Annotated in this window: 12 protein-coding genes; 8 read left to right on the top strand and 4 right to left on the bottom strand. The window is 62.5% G+C overall.

The genetic code is table 11. The annotated features are described in order from the left end of the window. Positions 1–59 precede the first annotated feature (59 nt). The 3 genes from ACSAGD_RS10445 to ACSAGD_RS10435 are packed head-to-tail and all read left to right on the top strand — an operon-like array spanning position 60 to position 1998. Positions 60–614 carry a hypothetical protein gene (locus tag ACSAGD_RS10445; protein ID WP_437582671.1) on the top strand — a complete coding sequence of 185 codons (555 nt, stop codon included), beginning with the start codon at positions 60–62 and terminating at the stop codon, positions 612–614. After that, on the top strand, positions 611–1405 hold the full coding sequence (locus ACSAGD_RS10440) for a hypothetical protein (RefSeq protein ID WP_437582670.1): 795 nt from the start codon (positions 611–613) through the stop codon (positions 1403–1405). The genes ACSAGD_RS10445 and ACSAGD_RS10440 overlap by 4 nt, the downstream gene beginning before the upstream one ends. A 47-nt stretch (positions 1406–1452) precedes the next feature. Further along, positions 1453–1998 carry a hypothetical protein gene (locus ACSAGD_RS10435; protein ID WP_437582669.1) on the top strand — a complete coding sequence of 182 codons (546 nt, stop codon included), beginning with the start codon at positions 1453–1455 and terminating at the stop codon, positions 1996–1998. Positions 1999–2075: 77 nt separating this feature from the next. Here ACSAGD_RS10435 and ACSAGD_RS10430 read toward each other — a convergent pair whose 3' ends face one another. Further along, positions 2076–3845: a DUF222 domain-containing protein gene (locus tag ACSAGD_RS10430; RefSeq protein WP_437582668.1), complete on the bottom strand. Its 1770-nt coding sequence runs from the start codon at positions 3843–3845 to the stop codon at positions 2076–2078. Positions 3846–4008: 163 nt separating this feature from the next. On the opposite strand from ACSAGD_RS10430, the gene ACSAGD_RS10425 reads away from it, so the two are divergent. Next, the gene (locus ACSAGD_RS10425) at positions 4009–4689 is read left to right on the top strand and encodes a hypothetical protein (protein ID WP_437582667.1); all 681 of its coding nucleotides are present in this window, start codon (positions 4009–4011) and stop codon (positions 4687–4689) included. Between the two features lie 84 nt (positions 4690–4773). On the opposite strand, the gene ACSAGD_RS10420 is transcribed toward ACSAGD_RS10425, so the two are convergent. After that, on the bottom strand, positions 4774–5424 hold the full coding sequence (locus tag ACSAGD_RS10420; protein ID WP_437582666.1) for an alpha/beta hydrolase: 651 nt from the start codon (positions 5422–5424) through the stop codon (positions 4774–4776). Between the two features lie 110 nt (positions 5425–5534). Here ACSAGD_RS10420 and ACSAGD_RS10415 point away from each other — a divergent pair, with 110 nt between their 5' ends. Both ACSAGD_RS10415 and ACSAGD_RS10410 read left to right on the top strand, forming a co-directional pair. Continuing rightward, positions 5535–6104, top strand: a complete 570-nt coding sequence (locus ACSAGD_RS10415; protein WP_437582665.1) for an NUDIX hydrolase family protein — start codon at positions 5535–5537, stop codon at positions 6102–6104. 55 nt (positions 6105–6159) lie between these two features. Next, positions 6160–7488 (top strand): DUF998 domain-containing protein, encoded by a 1329-nt coding sequence (locus tag ACSAGD_RS10410; RefSeq protein ID WP_437585161.1) that lies wholly within the window; start codon positions 6160–6162, stop codon positions 7486–7488. A gap of 95 nt (positions 7489–7583) precedes the next feature. Here ACSAGD_RS10410 and ACSAGD_RS10405 read toward each other — a convergent pair whose 3' ends face one another. Further along, positions 7584–10577 (bottom strand): alpha-mannosidase, encoded by a 2994-nt coding sequence (locus tag ACSAGD_RS10405; RefSeq protein WP_437582664.1) that lies wholly within the window; start codon positions 10575–10577, stop codon positions 7584–7586. Between the two features lie 45 nt (positions 10578–10622). Here ACSAGD_RS10405 and ACSAGD_RS10400 point away from each other — a divergent pair, with 45 nt between their 5' ends. Beyond that, a complete protein-coding gene (locus ACSAGD_RS10400; RefSeq protein WP_437582663.1) occupies positions 10623–11660 on the top strand; it encodes a LacI family DNA-binding transcriptional regulator in 1038 nt (345 codons plus the stop codon). Here the strand turns inward: ACSAGD_RS10400 and ACSAGD_RS10395 are convergent. Continuing rightward, positions 11644–14793 (bottom strand): GH92 family glycosyl hydrolase, encoded by a 3150-nt coding sequence (locus ACSAGD_RS10395; protein ID WP_437582662.1) that lies wholly within the window; start codon positions 14791–14793, stop codon positions 11644–11646. The genes ACSAGD_RS10400 and ACSAGD_RS10395 overlap by 17 nt on opposite strands. Positions 14794–14898: 105 nt before the next feature. Here ACSAGD_RS10395 and ACSAGD_RS10390 point away from each other — a divergent pair, with 105 nt between their 5' ends. After that, positions 14899–16158 carry an ABC transporter substrate-binding protein gene (locus tag ACSAGD_RS10390; protein ID WP_437582661.1) on the top strand — a complete coding sequence of 420 codons (1260 nt, stop codon included), beginning with the start codon at positions 14899–14901 and terminating at the stop codon, positions 16156–16158. The last annotated feature ends 205 nt before the right edge of the window (positions 16159–16363 follow it).

Genomic DNA, 16363 nt, shown 5'->3' with positions numbered 1-16363 from the left:
GCGAATGTAGTTGTGGATAACTTTTATGTGAAGCTCGTAGGTTTTCTACGCTGGCAGGTATGGCGATTTCGAGACGACGACGGCTGCTGTCGATCTTCGCAATGTTCTTGAGTGTGGCGCTTCTGGCGACAGGTTGTGCGAAAGAAGAGCCGAAGCCAACGCCGACCCCAACGAAGACGGCCATCTTCTCCAGCGAAGAGGCAGCCCTCCAAGCCGCCCTCAGCGTCTATCAGAAATACACAGCAGCTTATGAAGCGATCACTGCATCTGGCGAGGCTGACTTCTCCGGAATTGAAGAATTCGTCACCGACGAGTTCTATGAGTACGTGTCTTCTGACACGAGCTTTGTGGAGCAAGGAATCCACACTGAAGGGTCAAGCACTTTTGATACCGCGTCGCTTGTATCGCTCGACAAGAACGCAAAAGAAGTTGTCATCAAGCTCTGTCGCGACGTTTCGAGCGTCAAAGTCCTGGATGAGGCTGGTGCGGATGCCTCGCCCGAGAACCGACAATACCGATTCCCGTACAAGGTTTCCTTTGTAGCGGCAGACGACGACGTCCTTTTGGTCTCGGACACGGCAGTAATTCCAGACGACGTTTCTTGTTCACGATGAGACCGATCTGCGCGCTCGCCATTGCGGCCATTCTTGTTTTGGCCGGCCCGTTCAGCCAACCATTCGCGGCGGCGGGCGCGACATGTGGTGAATTCGGTTCAGGCATGTTTGGCTGCGCCGAACCTAATGACGACTCACTTCAGGTAGGCAGCGAGAAGCACGTCCCGGGTGAGGATAGCCGCGGCGGCGGGAACGGCGGATCTGATGGTGGTTCTGGGGATGGTGGTGCTGATGAGGGCCGCTCTGATGATTCGCATGATCTCGACATCAATTGCGAGCTCCTTGACATGTGCGGGGATAGTCGCGATCCGATCACGATCTCTGATCTGGCGTCGTTCAGCCCTGAGCACGTCGATGTTTCTATGGAACCGAACGGGTGGATGATCATCGGTCTGCCTGCCAATTTCTATGCCGACGCAGACATCAACACCGAAACCGGTGAACTGTTCGACACGGCCGTGACTGTTCGGTTCACCCCAACGAGTTTCCACTGGTCGTGGGGAGATGGCACATCCACCAGCACCAGCACAGCAGGGGCATCGTGGGATGAGCTTGATGTGAAGGAGTTCACCGCGACGGACACGAGCCACACGTTCACGGAGAAGGGGACGTACACGATCAGTCTCAGTGTGGATTACAGCGTCGAGCTCAGAGCCGGCAACGGAGAATGGTTCCCCGTCACCGGTACTCTCACCGCTGATGCCGAAACCATCACCGCAATCGCGACAACAGCAGACTCCGTCATCGTCGATGAAGAATGCACCAAAAACCCATCCGGACCCGGATGCTGATAAAACAAGCCTCTACCTATTCAATGCGTTCACAAAGACGTAAGCGGTTGTCGGCCCTGGCAGTAGTTCTCAGCGGTCTCCTCATGTTCACGGGCTGTGCACGCGAAGTACCTGGGCAATCTCCGGAACCTACCGCGACAGCAGGCTTTCCTACTGAAGATGAAGCACTTCATACTGCTGTCGCTTTGTACCGACAGTTCAACACCGCATATGACGAGTACATGAAAGGGATGAGCGAGAGAGAAACGCTTAAGCACTTCCTCACAGAGGGCTATTGGAGTGAGTACTCCCAAGAGCCCTCTCTCTCGGACGATGGAATCTACATAAGAGGGGACACCGCTTTCTTCAACGAGAGTCTGGCGAACTACAATCCCGACACTGCATCGCTGACACTGGCCGTGTGCAGAGACCTCAGCGACATCCAGTTTTACGATCAGTCTGCTGCAAATGTCACGCCGGACGACCGACCGAAATTTGTGGGCTCAGCAATTGTCATGGTCTGGATCGACCACAAATCTGAACTTCTGATCGACGAGATCGACCAAACGCAGGATCAGACGATCTGCTCACACCCGGAGCGAGCAAATAAGTGATCGCTTTCGAGCTCAACCGGCTGGCTGAGCTTATGTAGCCTCACGTGATCACCGAGTAGCTCTAGATGTCCAGCCTTCTAGAAAGGCACCTCACCATCATCCTCAACAGCATCAGCCGATCGTTCTTCTCGCGGCGATTCTGAATCAGGCGACTCAGCCACCGGTGCAAAACCAGGACGATCGTTTGGGCGAATCACATAGCGTCGACCCAACGGTGACGTCCACACAAACTCTCCGTCTTGCATCATATGGATCTGCCACGTCGTATTGTGCCTGACCAAGTGGTGACTCCTGCAAAGTGAATCGAGATTGTCATAACTCGTTTCGCCTCCGTACTGCCAGTCCAGCGTGTGATCCATCTCACATGTCGTCGCAGTCCGATTGCAGCCGATCCCGATACAGGTTTCATCACGAATCTCGACAGCACGTCTGAGATCTGCCGGCACTGTGTAACGCTTGCGACCGACCGAGAGAACAGCACCCGATTCTGGATCCGTCAGCAACCGTGTGAATGTCGGAGTCTGCACAGCCAGCCGACGGGCCGTCTCAGGATCGATCGGACCATACCCGTCGAGCTTGCCGGGCTCATCACTCAGACCCATCAGCGTCTGAACCGGAACCGTCACATTGACCGTCGGCCGAATCGCACCAAGTCGAATATCTGAACCAACCGACGTAGCCCCACCGTTTGTGGAATCTCCCGGAACCGAACTCGTCCCATCCGCAGCGACACGAGAACCGCAACCAGTGAATCCGGCCATCAAGGCATCAATGACCGCATCGGCAGCGATTTGCGCCTTGGTGCGTTCATCTCCTGCGGCCTTCAACGACTGCGCTGTGTTGCGAGCTGCAGCATGAACACTCTCAACGACCTCGATCGGACCATACAGAGCCAGCCATCCCATGCCATCCGGAGCGTGCCAGGTTTCAACGTGCCTCTCTTCGACAGCTTTCTTCTTACGCTCGACCGCGGTTTCAGGGTTCAGTCGTTCTCGAATGTTGATTGCCGCCTTCTTGAACTGCGGAGGCGTAGTTTGCTGTGCAGCCTCAAGCGCCTGCTCTTCATACGACACTCGCTCTTCATCATTCAGGCCGATCGACTCACTGATCATCGTCTTCGCATGCTGATAAGAGATCGCCCCTCGCGCGAGCGTCTCCAATGTGGATGGGAAGCGCTCACAGAGAGCCTCCGCATCATTCAGCATCGCCGCGACCTTTCGCTCCGAGAGACGCAGTGCCGCAGAGAGCTCGAGCGTCAGCGATCGACGAACCCACTCCTCAGCCTTCGAAGGTGATTCCTTTGAGCTCACGAAGACATGCGCATTTCGCAGAGAGGTCTGCAGAAGTTCGTACATATGTCCGAGTTGCTGCGCATCGAATGCGGCCTGAACGGCATGCTCTGCCTCGAGCACCGAGACCATCTCAGACAACGCATCGCGGGGAGACAGGGGCTGTGGTGCCGTTTCTGCGTCTGCGTCAGCGTCTGAGCTTGTGTCTGTGTCGGCGTCTGAGTTTGCTCCTGTGTCTGTGTCTGTGTCTGTGTCGGCGTCTGAGTTTGCTCCTGTGTCTCGTTTAGCTTCTGCCTCAGTCACCGGTTGGGATTGCGCCTCAGTCTCAGTTTCAGCCTCAGCTTCTGAAGCACTCTCTTCGCTTGAAGCACTCTCTGACTCGTCTTCGTGCAGCGATACAGATTCCGGTTCGCCCTCAATGGTCGACGAGGTTGCAGAGTCGCCTGTCGAGTCGCCAGCTGAAACAGGCTGATCGTGACGAGGAGGTGGCGGTTCAGCAGACGGCTGCAGCTGGCCGTCGCCATTCACTCCATCCCGGTTCTCAATGAATTCGTCCATACCCATATCTTGCCACCAGCCACCGACATTATTCGAATATCTGTTCGAGTTGGGGATAACTCCTGTGTGGATACGACAGGCGACATCTTCAGGCACTACCTCGAGTTTTCAATCACCATCGGGAGCGTGGAAAATAGTCGCAAATGCGCCATAGACTGACTGCATGAGCGAGAGAGAAGGAGTAGATTCGGACGGACCGACGCCATCTTCGCGAGAGGTTTCAGGACGCGTGAAAAACACGTGGATGCTGGGAGGCATTCTCCTGATCCTCTCCGGACTCCTGAATTCTGGCCGCCCCGAAGTGCCTTACCTGCACATCGTGAGCGTGCTTCTCTTCGCTGCAGCTCTGGTCGTCTTCGCCATCGGCCTCAAATCCGAAGCAAGCGTCACCGCTCGAAAGCCACTCGGCACATTCGCACTTATCGGTTTGGGCGTGTTCAGTGTTCTGCATGTTTTCGAAGGACAGCTCGCCGGAATCGTGCAGATAGAGCTCCTCAGCCTCCTGACCCTGATCGGTCTGGCAGCTCGCGGCGCACTCGCATTGATCGCGGTTGTGCAGATCGCTCGTGTCGCCGTCGTGCCTCGCCCATGGAACACACTTCCTGGATGGACACTCGTGGCAATCGCTGCCGTCAATGCACTGCAGATCGTCACCACTCAGGTCTTCGTGCTGCACGGCAATGCAGGGGGTGCGGATGCACAGAACACACTGTTCGCAATTAGCAGCGTTGTCGGTTTGGTCACGATGGCAGCACCCCTGCTGCTCGGCGTTATGGCAATTGTGCTCGCCACACGAGCATCAGGAGAGCAGACCGTTCCGGTCTTTCACTCACACGAGAACTAGCAAACGGGCCCTTTGTGCCAGATGCGCGCCGGCTGCCGTGGGTCAGCTTCTACTTGTCAGCTGTCGCTTGTCAGCTGTCGTGAGTCAGCTGTCGTGGGTCAGCTGTCGCTCAATGAACACGCGAATGTCCGCAGCTGCCTGCTGATTGATGCCGTGCCCGAGGCCCTCATAGATACGACCTGAAAGCGTCGAGTGCGACGGCAGCCAATCGGTTGTCCGCACGATCGCTGACTCGGGAATCACCTCGTCATGTGTGCCACGACCCCAGAAGATCGGCGGTCTGCTCTCTTCGAGCGTCAGATCGCCAGGCTCCTCACCCTCCGTGACGAACCCAGACATGACGACGCCATAGTCAAAGCGCTCCGGACTCCGCCTCATCAACTGCACCACCATCGCCCCACCCTGCGAGAAGCCCATGAGCCCGACCGAGGTTGGAGTCACACTGAGTCCATCGAGCCAGTCGATGACGGCATCCGCCGCAGCATTCACATCGGATGCCTGCGGAGAAGACTGTTCATCGCGGGGAAACCACGCCCAGCCGTCCAATGGCCACGGAGCCGCAAGCGGCGCACGCACCGCAGCGATGACGGGTTCGAGAGGCAACGACGGAGCGAGCCCGAACAGATCTCCCTCGTGTGAACCGAAGCCGTGCATGAGCACGAGCAGCGGACGGCCCTCTCGATCCGCTTCTGAAGCAGACCAGATCACAGCATCGGCATCGAGAGCGAGGCTCATAGCGCACATCCTCCCCGGAGAGATAAGGCGAAACATCGGTCATGAGGGTGGAAGCCAGCCTACCGGCGTGCTCTGACAGCGTCTTGAGGAGAGCATTGCAACAATGGAGCATGGCCGTTCGCACTCCAGACCCAGACCAGCCCGAAGAGCCTCGGGGTCCGACAGCACCAGGCTGGCTGAGCGATATCGAACTCGAGCAGATCAGACAGCGCCTTCCGCTTCTGTACGTCGAGGCCGTCCCTGTCCGCGTCGATGGCATGGGCGTCGTCACGGAGGTCGGTGTGCTTCTCCGAGCCACCGCGACCGGACAGATGACTCGAACTCTGGTGTCAGGGCGCGTCCTCTACGGGGAGACCCTCCGTGACGCTCTGTTCCGCCACCTTGAGAAGGACCTCGGCCCCATGGCGTTTCCGCTTCTGCCGGCATCCCCCGTTCCATTCACTGTGGCCGAGTACTTTCCGATGCCGGGCCTGTCATCGTTCACTGACGAACGCCAGCATGCCGTCTCCCTCGCATATGTGGTGCCTGTCACAGGCACATGCGATCCACGACAGGATGCTCTCGAACTCACGTGGATGACGCCAGACGAAGCGCAGTCAGACGCTGTCGCACGTGAGATGGAAGGCGGTCGCGGCACGATGCTGCGCATGGCGCTCGCGAGCGTCGGTCGCATCGTCTGACACGTGTGAACCTCGTGTGAGATCAGTCGGTGGTCTTCCCTACACTTGACCTGTGATGTCCGCTCTTCGTCGTTCCGCACGCCCCGGGGCACCTCTGACTCGACGCGAGAAGGAACGCGGCATCACCGTCGAAGTCGAGGCACTCGTCGCCGGCGTCGTCGCTGCCCTTCTTGGCGCAGGCTTCGCTCTCATCGTCTTCGGCAGCACGTCCGTTCCGATCTGGTCGGACTGGGACTGGAACCATTGGTCGATCGGCATGGTCGCCGTCGTCAGCGTCAGTGTTCTCGGAACGGTCTCGGCCGTCATCGGCTACTGGCGCTCACGACGTCTGCCCGGACAGCAGTGGCGTCTCGAACTGCCGTCGTGGAAGTTCACGCTCGACGCCATCGTCGTCGCCGTCGTGCACACAGCACTGGGAGCGCTCGCCACAGCCATCCTCATGTTTGTCGTGCAGCTGGCGTTCCGACGTCTCTCGATCGACCACATCGACGCAGCGATCGGCTGCGCCATCGCGACAGGATTCGCGGCATACATCCTCTACCTCGCCGTGTCGAAACTGACGACGGTGTCGCTGTCACAGCGGATGTTCCTGTTCGTCGGCGTCGGCATCCTGGCCAGCATGGCGACGTCGACCGACCCGATCTGGTGGCGCTACCACATCAGCCATCTCGGTGCCCTCGGCGACCGCCCGAGCATCAGCTTCAACGCCGTGCTCATCGTCGCGGGAGTGCTCGTCACCACGTTCGCTCTGTACGTCGACCGTGACATCCGCAACCTCCACGATGCCGGAGTGATCCGCTACCGGTGGTCACCGCCGGTCGTCTCCGCTCTCTTCATCGCGATGGGGTTCGCACTCGCCGGAATCGGATTCGTCCCCGTCAACGTCAGCGTCGTCATCCACAACAGCTTTGCGATCGCACTGACCGTGTTCTTCGGCATCCTCATGTTGGTCTCACCGCTGCTTCTGCGCGGTATGCCGTGGCAGTTCTTCCTGGCGACGCTGGGCTTCCTCGCCGTTCTGGTTCTCGCGACCTGGCTGTATCACGGCATCGGCTACCTGCCGTTGACCTCGTTCGAACTCATTGCATTCGGGGTGCTGTTCGGGTGGATCTCCATGTTCGTGCGATTCCTCGCGGCGCTACTCGAGACGCACGCGCAGAGTCAGGCGCAGCTGCCTGGCATCGTCGCGCCCGTCGGACAGGTTGCGGACGTCGATTCAGCCCGCCCAGCGACACAAGGCCAGAAGGATGCTCGTCCGGAGACGGAGCCGCGGCAGGAACCAGCCGAGACAACGGAAGACAAGGACAATGTCATGCCACTGCCCGACAATGTTCCGCCACGTCCGCCACTCCCGAACCCTCATGACACTGGGTTGAAGCGTTGATGCGTTGATGCGTTGACGCGTTGACGCAAAGCGCGCCGCCCCACAGCGGGACGGCGCGCTTCGAACGTTGGGCTCGGTGTGAGCTGACGCTTCGCCTACTTCGAGGCGATCCGCAGCGTACGCACCTCAAACGGAGTGAGTGCGAATTCGGCTCCGGTCCGCGGGCTCTCCAGCTCGTCTTCGATGAGCGACACCTCACGGATGCCAGCGTGCTCGAAACCGACCTCGAGACGTCCCGTTGCACGACGCCCACGTGACTCGTAGACACGCACGATGACGTCTCCCGACTGGTCCGCCGCGAGCTTGACACTCGACACGATGACACCGTCACCCGACACAGACACGAGCGGCTGCACCTCGTTTCCACCGGTCACGACCGTCGCAGGCGCATTCATCGTGATGCCCGCAGCCGTAGCGATCTCCGGGTCAGCTCCGATTACGAGACCCGTCGTGATGACGTGTGTGCCGTGGTCCGTCTCGGGGTCGGGGAACCGCGGCGCACGGAGCAGCGACAGGCGCACGGTCGTCGTGACACCGGCATCCGTCGAATCTCTCGTCGTGTCGTACCCGTAGATCGAGTCGTTCACGAGTGCAACACCGAAGTCCGGCTCACGCACCAGCACGAAGCGGTGCATCGAGGTCTCGAACTTGGCGGCCTCCCAGCTCGTGTTCACGTGCGTCGGACGCGCGTGGAATCCGAACTGCGTCTCAGCCTCCGTGCTCGCTGCCTGAACGTCGAGCGGGAACGCGAGCTTCAGCAGCTTCTCGGTCTCGTTCCAATCGATCTCGGTGCGCAGCTCGACCGTCCGTGAGTCGGGTGCGAGCGAGATGGTCTGACGCAGAGCGGATGCCGAGAAGCTGCGGTCCACCGTGACCTCCGCCGTTCCGCCGACCACACGTGCCGAAAGCGAGTCGGCATCGCGCAGGTCGTCCACACGATTGCGGTAGAAGCGGTCGATGTCCCAGGCGTCCCACATGTTCGGGAAGTCCTGGTGCATCTGGAAGAGATTCGCCTCCTGTCCCGGTGCGATCGCGTCACGGCCGGTGGCCTTGTCGACCGCCGAGGTGATGAGGCCCTCGCTCGAGATCGTGACGGTGACGAGGGTGTTCTCGAGGACGAAGCCACCGTCGGCGTCGGTCAGGCTGGTCTCGGGCTCGAGCTCCGGTGCGACAGCGGCACCCAGCGGGGCAGGGCCGGCCACCGAGACTGGGCTGAACACGATGGCCCGGTCGCCCTCACCGACAAGCGCTGCGCGAGCCTCGGCCGAGATCGCCTCGGCACCAGCGACGATCGATGCGAACGTCGCAGCAGCCTCGCGGTGTACCCAGGCGATCGATGTGCCCGGCAGAATGTCATGGAACTGCTGCAGAAGAAGCAGCTTCCAGAGGCGGTCGAACTCCGCATACGGATACGCGAAGCCCTCACGAACAGCAGCGGATGCCGCCCAGAGCTCGGCCTCGATGAGCGCCTGCTCCGCACGGCGGTTTCCGGCCTTCGTCGCGTGCTGGCTCGTGAGGGTGCCCCGGTGCAGCTCGAGGTAGAGTTCTCCGACCCACACGGCGGGGTCGACCAGCTCGGCCTTCGCAGAATCGAAGAAGTCGTCAGGATGCTGCCACTCGACGCGCGCACTGCCCTCGAGGTTCTCCATACGACGGGCCTTGCCGGTCATCTCGCGGGTCGTTCCGCCGCCGCCGTCGCCCCAGCCCACCGGCGCAATCGACTGCGTCGCCACACGGTTCTCCTTGAACTGGCGCGTCGCCTTCGCGACCTCTTCGCCGGAGAGCTGCGAGTTGTAGGTGTCCATTGGAGGGAAGTGCGTGAACATGCGTGACCCGTCAATGCCCTCCCAGAGGAAGGAGTGGTGGGGGAACACATTGCGCTGATTCCACGAGATCTTCTGCGTGAAGAACCATTCGAAACCCGCACGGCGCATGAGCTGCGGCAGCGCAGGAGAGTAGCCGAAGCTGTCGGGCAGCCACACCCCCTTGGAACGAATGCCGAACTCCTTCTCGAAGAAGCGCTGCCCGTACGCGAACTGACGCGCGAGCGACTCACCGGTCGGCATGACCGTGTCCGACTCGACCCACATGCCGCCGAGGGGGAGGAAGCGCCCCTTCTCAACGGCGTCCTTCACACGTGCGAACACCTCGGGACGGTGCTCTTTGATCCACTCGTACTGCTGAGCACTCGACATTCCATACAGAAAGTCAGGGTCACGCTCGATGAGCTCGGTCATCGAGGACGTCGTGCGAGCGACCTTGCGGATCGTCTCACGCACCGGCCAGAGCCACGCGGAGTCGATGTGCGCGTGGCCGATGGCCGCGATGCGGTGGCTGCTCGCCTCGGCGGGCGAGTCGAGCACATCGCGCAGCTGGGCGCGGGACTCGGATGCCGTCTCCACGATGTGCTGCAGGTCGAGCCGATCGAGAGCGTTGTCGAGCGCCTGAAGGATGCGGAGGCGACGGGGTGCGGTCTCGGGAAGCTGCGCCTGCAGCTCGAGCAGCACCTCGAGGTCGAGCGAGAGCTCGAAGACCTCGGGCTCGAAGACCGCGAGCTCCATGCGGCGCGTGCGGTACAGCTTGCGCGGCGACGAGGTGAGGATGTCGCCCTCCTGGGTCGGCAGGAAGGGGTGGTAGTCGAGCAGCACAGGGTTGGACGCGGCCTCGAGGTACAGGTCGATGACCTCGCCGCCCTCCGCAGAGTCGGTGACCGGCACCCACTGGTTGCGCGGGTTGATGCTCTTCACCGGGGAGCCGTCGGCGCGGTACACGAGAGCCTCACACTGGAAGCCCGGCATGTTCTTGTCGAAACCGAGGTCCACGCGCACCTCGACGGGGCGTCCGGCCCACGCCTCGGGAACCTCGCCTGTGAGATGGAACCAGGTCGTTCCCCAGGCCGGGCCCCACTCACTTCCGACCTCGAAGGGCTCGTAATCGAGGGCGATGCCCTCCGCGGGAGCGATCGGCTCACCCGCCAGTTGGTGTGCCTGCACGGTGAGAGCGTGCGACGTCGAGTAGATTGCAGGAATGACGCGTTCAGTCAGCACGCGGGTCACGCGGCCGACGGTGAGTGAGGTCTCATCGTGCATGTGGGGCTCCTCAGTCGAGACTAAATCGATATAGTGATTCCTGACATGGTACCCAATAAACGCATCACGATCGCTGACATCGCGAGACTCGCAGGGGTCTCGCCGGGAGCGGTCTCTTTCGCGCTCAACAACAGACCCGGAGTGAGCGACGCGACCCGAAAGCGCATCCTCGCGATCGCAGACGAGCACGGGTGGGTGCCAAACTCTGCGGCACGGGCGCTCGTCGGCTCGCATGTCGGTGTGATCGGGCTCGTCGTCGAACGTCCGGCGCGCAGCCTCGGGGCCGAGGCATTCTTCACGGACCTCATCTCCGGCATCCAGTCTGGCCTCACAGCCAGTGGTGCCGCGATGCAGATGCGAGTCGTCCGCGACTTCGACGACGAAGTGGCAACGTACCGGGCGTGGCACAGCTCCAAGCAGGTCGACGGTGTGATCGTGCTCGACCCGCGCGAAGACGATCCGCGACTCGATCTGATCTCGCAGCTTCGGCTTCCAGCGATCGTGATCGGCAGTCATCCCGCCGAAGCAGGTCGTCCGCCCGCGGTCTGGATGGACGACGCAGCTGCGGCTCACATCGTCTTCGACTATCTGTATGCCCTCGGACACCGACACATCGACTACGTCGCGGGTCCCGAGGAGTTCGAGCACACTCGGCTCCGCGCCGAGGTTCTGCGTTCGCTCGCCGAGGATGGCGTGACTTCGAACATCACATTCACGGACTTCTCCGCGGGGCGCGCAGCGACGGTCACCCGGCAGCTGCTGAGCGGACGTTCGGTTCCCACCGCGATCGTGTTCGATAACGATGTCATGGCTGTGTCCGGACTGCGGGTCGCCCTGGAGATGGGCGTATCGGTTCCGACGGAGCTGTCGATCGCGTCGTTCGACGACTCCGTGATGGCGGGTCTGGTGAGTCCGTCGATCACGTGCCTCTCTCGTGACACATTCGAACTGGGCGAACTGGCCGCCTCCAGACTGCTTCAGCAGATCGAGAGCACGGAACCCATCGAGAGCATCCCCGGACCGACATCGACGCTCGCCGTCCGCGAGAGCACGTCGCCGCCGCGCATCAGTCGCGAGCGATGAGCTCCACCTGCGTGAGCACGAGCGGAGTGGATGCCGTCAGACGCAGAGTGCCCCCGGGCACAGCTTCCGCAAGCCGGAACACGCGGGTCTGCTCGGCCCACTCGAAGCATTCGCCCGTGCGCGCGTCGACGGCCACGGCATCCCCTCCAGAATCGAGAAGCTCAAGCGTCCAGCCGAACTCACCCACCCTCGCGGACGTGAGGGTGTAGAGGGATGCCGTCGTCTCGCCGACCGGAATCTCGACGCTCTCACCGGCTGCGAGCTCCACTCGAGTCTCTCCCGAATCGTCGGTGAGGGGTGAGGCCTCGGGCGGGAGGACGTCGACGGGCATCGCGTCGAACCCGTGGATCTCCGACGCAGACGCCGGTCGCGACGCCGAGCCCCAGCCGCACGGCTCATCAGAGAGCGTGAACACGATGTGCGAGCCTCGCGTGAGAACCTCGTGCGGCAGAGCGATCTCGGTCCAGGGCTCCCCGTCGATCTCGACTGAGGCGATATACGGCCCCATCGACGGGCCGGCGACCTCGATCACAGTGGCCTCGCCGTTGGAAGGCCGCAGCACCGTCCGACGGACAGACGGCGGCACGAGCACGTAGCTCCCTGTCGCGGGCGCGAGCGGATACAGCCCGATCGTGGCGAAGACGTACCACGCGCTCATCTCGCCGTTGTCTTCATCGCCGGGGTAGCCCTGCCCGAGGTCCGACCCGACGAACAGGCGCTGCAGGCACTCACGCACGACCCGGTGGGAGTGGTCGTGGTCACCCGCGACCATCGGCATGAACGGGATGTGGTGCGCCGGCTGATTCGACATGCCGAGCATACCCATGCGGATGTCGCGTGCCTCCGTCATCTCGTGGATGGCGAAGCCGTAGGAGCCCGATCTGTCTGCAGCACCGGTCTCACGCTCCGCGAAGAACCGGGTCAGCGCAGCGCGCATACCCTCCTCACCGCCATGCAGCCGGACGATGCCCGCGCCGTCGTGAGGAACGGTGAACATCGTTCCCCACGCGTTCGTCTCGGTGTAGTCATAGCCCCATTCGGCGGGGTCGAAATCGGATGCCGGCACACGCCACGAGCCGTCCGGTCGCCGTCCCACAAAGAACCCGACCTCAGAATTGAACACCGATCGGTACTGCAGCGAGCGGCGCGCGAACCACTCGGCCTCGGCGTCGTAGCGCTCGCGCTCGTCGGACTCGAGAGCGCAGCGGTCGCGAAGCATCCTCGCCATCACCGCCAGGGCCCAGTCATTGATGGCCGCGTCGAGCGTCCACGACATGCCCTCGCCGGTCTCCGTCGAGACGTAGCCGCGGAAGGCACCGGGACGCATGCCCTTGCGGCCGACGCGGTGATCGGATGCTGGAACTGTCGCGTTCTTCAGCGCGCTGCGGTACGCCGTCTCGAGGTCGAGTCCCGGCACCCGCTTCGCCAGCAGATCGGCGAACACGGTGTCGCTCGTCGTGCCGGTCATGACGTCTTCGGCGCCCGGTGCGCTCCACCGGGGCGTCCAGCCTCCGTCGAGGAAGTGCTGAACGAAGCCCGACGCCAGCTCACCCGCGCGCTGCGGCGTGAGAAGCGCGAGCAGCGGCCATGCAGTGCGGTAGGTGTCCCAGAACCCGTTCGTCGTCGTGTACGGTCCCTCGACGATCTCGTCGCCCGATGTGCGAATCGGCTCGCGCAGCACCTGCCCATACGGGGAGCGCGTGCGCGGAACGCCGTCGCGCGCGGTCTCGCTCGCGACGTTCGGGTAGAGGAAGAGGCGGTAGAGCCCCGAGTAGAGCGAGGTCAGCTGGTCGTGGCTCGCGCCCTCGACCTCGAGCGTTCCGAGCACGTCGCGCCACTGTTCGCGGCAGGCGTCGCGCATCCGGTCGTAGCTGCCCGCGGCGTGCAGGTTCGCCACGGCATCCTCTGGTGACACCGTCGACACCCCTATCAGCACGTCGACGGGCGCGGTGCCGTCCACGGTGATCCAGCCGCCGAGTCGCCCGTCTGCGATGGTCGTCTTGTCGTCGAGTGCGCCGTGCACACGCAGATGAACGTACTGCGGTGGCGTGTTCTCGCGGTCGTCGAGCAGTGTCGTCACGGTGGCGACGTCGTCCTCGAGGGTGATCGTCGTGTCAGAGACCGTGCCGTGGTGGTCGAGGATGATCGAACCGCGCTCACCGGAGAACGTGAAGCGCAGACCGAGCGCGAACTCACCAGCGGTGAGGGATGCCGTCACACCGTGCTCGAGCGAGACGGCGTACTCGTGCGGAGCGTCCCTCTCGTCATCGTGGTCGAACGCGAGGGCGCGCGCGGTGCGATCGGTGTCCGGCACCGGCTCCGGGCTCGGCATGATCTGGAAGACTCCGCGGTCGCCCATCCACGGAGAGGGGATGTGCGAGGTCGCGAACGCCTGCAGCGCCGGTCGGGCATCGGAGGCGCGGTTGTGCGCGGCGTAGCTGTAGGGCCAACGCGCGTCTGAGGCATCGGTCATGGGGAGCCCGAAGACGCCGCCGTGCGGGACTGCGACGAGCGGCGCGTTGTTGCCCCGCGAGAACGTGCCGGACGAGTGTGTTCCACGGGTTGTGCGCACGAGGTCGAGGGGCTCAGTGGCGCGTGGACGTGCTGGCACAACGCGCACGTCGTCCAGCCAGCCGCGAGCGGGCCGTGTCTGCGGGCCGTCGGTGCGACCGAGGGATGCCTCGACACACGCGATGCGTCGACCGGCGACGTGCGTCAGGTCGACCCGCCGACGGTTCCACTGGTCGACCCACTGCATGCGGGCGTCCTCCTGCGCCTCGGGGGTGAGGGGGATGCCGTATTGATCGAGTGCTGAATCGGAGAGGCGCGTTCCGTCGTCGAAGACGAGATCGAGGGTGAAAGCGGTCGCAGCCCAGAAGGTCTCGAGGTCGTCGACGTTCGGGTGCTCGGCACCGGTCGGAAGCGAGCGTTCGGGAAACCAGACCCACGAGAGCTCGTCACCCGCCGCGACCTGATGGCCGGTGAGTTCGGGGATCACCCAGCGGGTCGGCGAGGTCTGACTCTGCTCGAGCAGATACGCCTCGGGAGAGGAGAAGCCGGCACCCTGACGCGCGGCGACCGCGGTCGTCGGTCCTCCCTGACGGGCCGCGACATTGATCTCGTCGTGTGTCATACTATGAACTATATCGCTTTAGTAGCGGCGCAGCCCGCACCGCGGACCTGCGGAGAATCTTCGAGGGAGAAGTTTGTGAGAAAAGGAAGCGTATTCGCACTGGGCGTGGCCGCGACTGTCGGTCTCGTCCTCACTGGATGCACGGGAGGCGGGGCCGCAAGTGGCGGATCGGCAGACGGCGAGATCGCCGGCACGATCACGTTCCAGTCGTGGTCACTGAAGAACGAGACGTTCACTCCGTACTTCAAAGACCTTATTAAATCGTTTGAGGAAAAGTACCCTGACGTCACCGTGAAGTGGGTTGATCAGCCGGCCGAAGGCTACGAAGACAAGGTGCTTCAGCAAGCCGAGTCCAACCAGCTGCCAGACGTGATCAACCTGCCGCCGGACATGGCGAACTCGCTCGTCGACGCGGGGCTGCTCTCCGACTTCAAGAAGGATGCGCCTGACGCTCTCGAGCTCTACGTTCCGGGCGGACTCGACGCGTACACGTACGACGGCGCAGACGGTGTCTACGGTCTGCCGTGGTACCTCGGAACCGACCTGAACTTCTGGAACACGGGACTCATGGAAGAGGGCGGGGTCACAGAGATCCCCGAGAGCTTCGACGACATGCTGAACATGTCGGAGACGCTCGGTGGCGAGGGCATCGTCACGATCTCCTCCGTTCCGAGCCTCGCAGTCATCAAGGCGGCGATCGAGGACGCCGGCGGCGACTTCGACATCTACGCCGACGGCAAGTTCGCGTTCAACACCCCGGAGGCTGCCGAGATCATCGACCGCTACGCCGACGTGTACAAGGCCGGCGGCGTCTCCGCAGAGGCGCTCAACGGTGTGGGTGAGGCGAACAGCAACGTCAACGCCTTCAACCAGGGCACCGTGGTGTGGACGACCTCCGCTCCGAGCTACGTCGAGAACGACCTCTCGGTGAACGCGCCGAACCTCGTCGACAAGGTCGGCGTCTCGCACGCGTTCGGTGCTCCGCCGCTGTTCGTTCAGGGAGTGAGCGTCGCTGAGAACTCGCAGAACAAGGCTGCCGCTCTTGCCTTCGCGAAGTACCTCACGAACAACGAGAACCAGGTCGAGTTCGTGAAGCTCGCACCCGGCTTCTTCCCGGGAACCAAGGAGGCCAACGAAGACCCGACGAGCTTCGCCGGTGAGTCGGAGATCGAGCTTCAGCAGAAGGCCACCGAGCTCGCGGCATCTCAGATGGACAAGGCCAAGACGACGGCAGAGCCGTTCTTCACCGATACCATGAACACCTACGTGACACAGCAGATCGCGCTCGCGGTTCGCGGTGACATCTCCGCGGAGGATGCCCTCGAGAAGGGGCTGACCTACTGCGAGAACAACGTCGTGAAGTAACGCGTCACGCGCACGCTGTGCGACGTAAAGGGCCGGTCCGGGCAGAAGCCCGGGCCGGCCCTCTTCTGTGTCCGGCTTCTGTGTCCGAGCTGCTTGTGTCCGAGCTGCTACATCCGGCTTGTGCACTCAGTGCACGGAAGCAAACAGCCCGCCTGCGCGGTGAATCCGCTGTGCAGACGGGCTGTTCGACGTCAGGTGCGGCGTT

Source organism: Paramicrobacterium salitolerans (genome assembly GCF_051513965.1).
Taxonomy (GTDB): Bacteria; Actinomycetota; Actinomycetes; order Actinomycetales; family Microbacteriaceae; genus Paramicrobacterium.
Note: the sequence above shows the minus strand (reverse complement) of the source record. Positions and strands in the feature narration are given on the sequence as shown.